Below are 2780 nucleotides of genomic sequence, written 5' to 3' on the forward strand. Positions count from 1 at the left end.
GCCACCAGCCGCCCGCCCGCGTCGAGCCGCCGGAGGGCCTGGAACACGTGGTCGGTCCCGACGGTCGGGACTCGGCGGCTCCCGAGACGCCCGGCGGTCTGCGAGAACGGGGGGTTCATTAAGACCACGTCGGCCCGGACGGACGGCGGGAGGATGGCGTCGAGGTGGTCGGCGTTCTCGCGCGTGAGCGTTGCCGGGTCCTGGCCCGCTTCGGCCAGAAGCACCGCCAGCAGGTCCGCCCGGCGACCCGAGAGCTCGTTGGCGTGGACCGTGGCGCCAGAGGCGAGCGCGAAGGCGCAGAGCGCGCCGGTGCCAGCGGAGGGCTCCAGCACGCGGGACCCCTCCCCTACCCCGCTCACCCAGGCGCAGAGGCCTGCGTAGGCGGCGGGCGTCGAGAACTGCTGGTAGTCGTTCTGCTCCGCCGTCCGGCGCGTCTGGCTGGGCAGGAGCGCCGAGAGGCGCTCGACCTCGGCGAGCGCCTCGCGGACGCCAGAGGCCTCTGGCGGTAGGCATCCGACGGTGCGGAGCAGGTGGAGGTGGAGCCCGAGCTCGGCGGCGTCGTAGGCGTCGCGGGGCGTGAAGGCGCCCTCGGCGAGCGTGCCCCTGTAGGCGTCGGCCGCGAGCGCGAACAGGTCGCCGGACGCAAGGGCCTGCGAGTCTCGGACGTGAGCCTCGACCTCGCGAGCGAGGCGCTGGGCTGATCCCTGATTCGTGGTCGTGCAAGAGAATGTCATGGGTTCAAAGGGTGGTTCAGGACCGGAAGCGGTGACGACGGCGCGTCACAGGGGGTCGCGCCATCGGCCCCGCTGGCGGTGAGTTCGGCTCGCTCCGGGCAATTTTCTGATGCTCGCTTGCCGCGCTCTACGTCTCTGTCAGCATTGGACTTGGCGATAGCTGCCCTGTCCTTCAAGGCCGATGCCGCCGCAGTTTCTCGGCCTTCCGGGATCAGAGTTGCTACCCGTAGGTGTAAACTGACAGCGACCCTGTCACAGCCTTCCTACCGTGCTCTATCCCCGCCAAACCGAACTCCTCGGACTCATCCACGAGGCCATCCGCCGAAAGGGCTCCGTCCCGAACGGCCGCGAGCTCGCGGGCCGGATGGGGCTCGCCAATGTGTCGGCCGTCTACGCCCACCTCCGCAAGCTGGAGGCAGCGGGCTTCGTCGCGCTCACGTCGGGCGGCCGAGGCGTCCCGCTTCAGATCGAGTTGACGGAGAAAGGCGAGCAGCACGGCCGCGCCCGCCCCTGGCCCCGACTCGGCACGATCCCGGCCGGGCCGATCACCGACGTGTCCCAGCAGGCCGACGAGTTCGTGACGACGCTCCCCGACCTCGTCCCTCAGATGCGGCCGGGCGACTACCTCCTCGACGTCGAGGGGTTCTCGATGCAGGGGGTCGGCATCGTCCCCGGCATGACGCTCGTGATGCGCCCCGACGTCGTCCCGACCGATACCGACGTGTGCTCGGTCTACGTCGAGGGCGAGGGGAACACGCTCAAACACGTCTTCTGCGACGGCTCCTACGTCCGGCTCGTCGCGGCCAACCCCGAGTTCCCCGAGCAACGGGTGCCTGCGCGGGCGGTCCGCATCCAGGGCGTCGCCGTCGCCTCGCTCGCTGTCCAGTCGTTTCGCTAGCTCGCACTCTTTCCCGTCCCACCACCGCCCCACGATGACCGTCAAGTCCCCTTCCCCCATCCGCACCGTGGCCGACGCCGAGCGCGCCGTCTACGCCGACCTCCGCATGATCGCCCGGAGGCTTCGCTCGCGAGAGAGTCCGGGGATCACGCTCGCCACGACGGGCCTCGTCCACGAGGCGTACCTCGCGCTCCAGCGCGAGTCCACCCGCGAGATCAGCGACATCGGCCAGGGCGCGAGCGTCCCACTCGGCCTCTACGCCCGCGCCATGCGCAACATCCTCGTGAGCGCGGCCCGGAAGCGGGGGGCCGATAAACGCGGCGGGGGAGTCGCGACGGTTCCCATCAACGACCACGACGTGCGGGCGGGCGCAGACCCGGCCGGAGTCGAGGGATGGATGCACCTCGCCGTCGATCTCGACCAGGCGATGGACCGGCTCCAGCGCGCCGGGGAGCGGCTCCACCGCGTCGTCGAGCTCAAGTTCTTCGCGGGGCTCGAGATCACCGAGATCGCGACCCTCACGGGGACGAGCCCGGCGACCGTGAAACGGGACTGGGAGAAGGCCCGCGCGCTCCTCTACACCTACGTCGCGGAGGGCGATCCGTCCGAGAGCGCCTGCTCCCAAGCGTCATGAGCACACTCCCCGCCTCCAGCCCGGACGGTGGGGAGACCGCCGACGGGCAACCCGAGACCGCATACGGCGCTGCTGGCGGCACGTCTGTGCGCGAGCGCTTGCAGACAGCATTGGAGGGAGACCCCATCTCAGCGACGATCCGCGCTGATGGGGTTCTGCTCGACCTCTTACTCGACGCTGGACCGACCGACCGACGTCACGCCGTCGGCCTCGTCCGCGAGCAGGCCCCGGAGTACGCCGCGCGCGCCGAGGTGCTGGCCCGTGCTCTCGACGTGGCACCAGAGGCCGACTTCCTCTCCCAACCAGCGGCCGAGACGTTCGCGGCCCACGTCGCCGACCCCGCGCTCGCCTCTGGCGACGCGGTCGGCGCCTACCAGATCGTCAGGGAGCTGGGACGCGGCGGGATGGGCGTCGTCTACCTCGCCGAGCGCCCCGACGTGGGGCTCCGAGCCGCGGTCAAGGTGCTCGCCGGTCCCGTCGCCGACAACGACGCGCTCGACCCCGACCTCGAACG

The 2780-nt window shown here is 71.0% G+C and carries 2 protein-coding genes and 2 pseudogenes; 3 read left to right on the forward strand and 1 reads right to left on the reverse strand.

Features of this window, described 5'->3' with window-relative positions; translation table 11 throughout:
- Window positions 1-734 (reverse strand): annotated as a pseudogene (locus WBA11_RS02385) (RNA methylase); the annotation flags it as partial.
- Between the two features lie 268 nt (window positions 735-1002).
- Between WBA11_RS02385 and WBA11_RS02390 the strand changes: the two are divergent.
- The 3 genes and pseudogenes from WBA11_RS02390 to WBA11_RS02400 all read left to right on the forward strand — a co-directional run.
- Window positions 1003-1632, forward strand: coding sequence for a LexA family protein (locus tag WBA11_RS02390; protein ID WP_424519130.1), 630 nt, complete (start codon window positions 1003-1005; stop codon window positions 1630-1632).
- 34 nt (window positions 1633-1666) lie between these two features.
- On the forward strand, window positions 1667-2266 hold the full coding sequence (locus WBA11_RS02395; protein WP_424519131.1) for an ECF-type sigma factor: 600 nt from the start codon (window positions 1667-1669) through the stop codon (window positions 2264-2266).
- A pseudogene (locus tag WBA11_RS02400) lies at window positions 2263-2780 on the forward strand (hypothetical protein); the annotation flags it as partial. The gene WBA11_RS02395 and the pseudogene WBA11_RS02400, both read left to right, overlap by 4 nt.

Origin of the sequence: Rubrivirga sp. (genome assembly GCF_049648075.1) — a bacterium.
Classification (GTDB): Bacteria; Bacteroidota; Rhodothermia; order Rhodothermales; family Rubricoccaceae; genus Rubrivirga.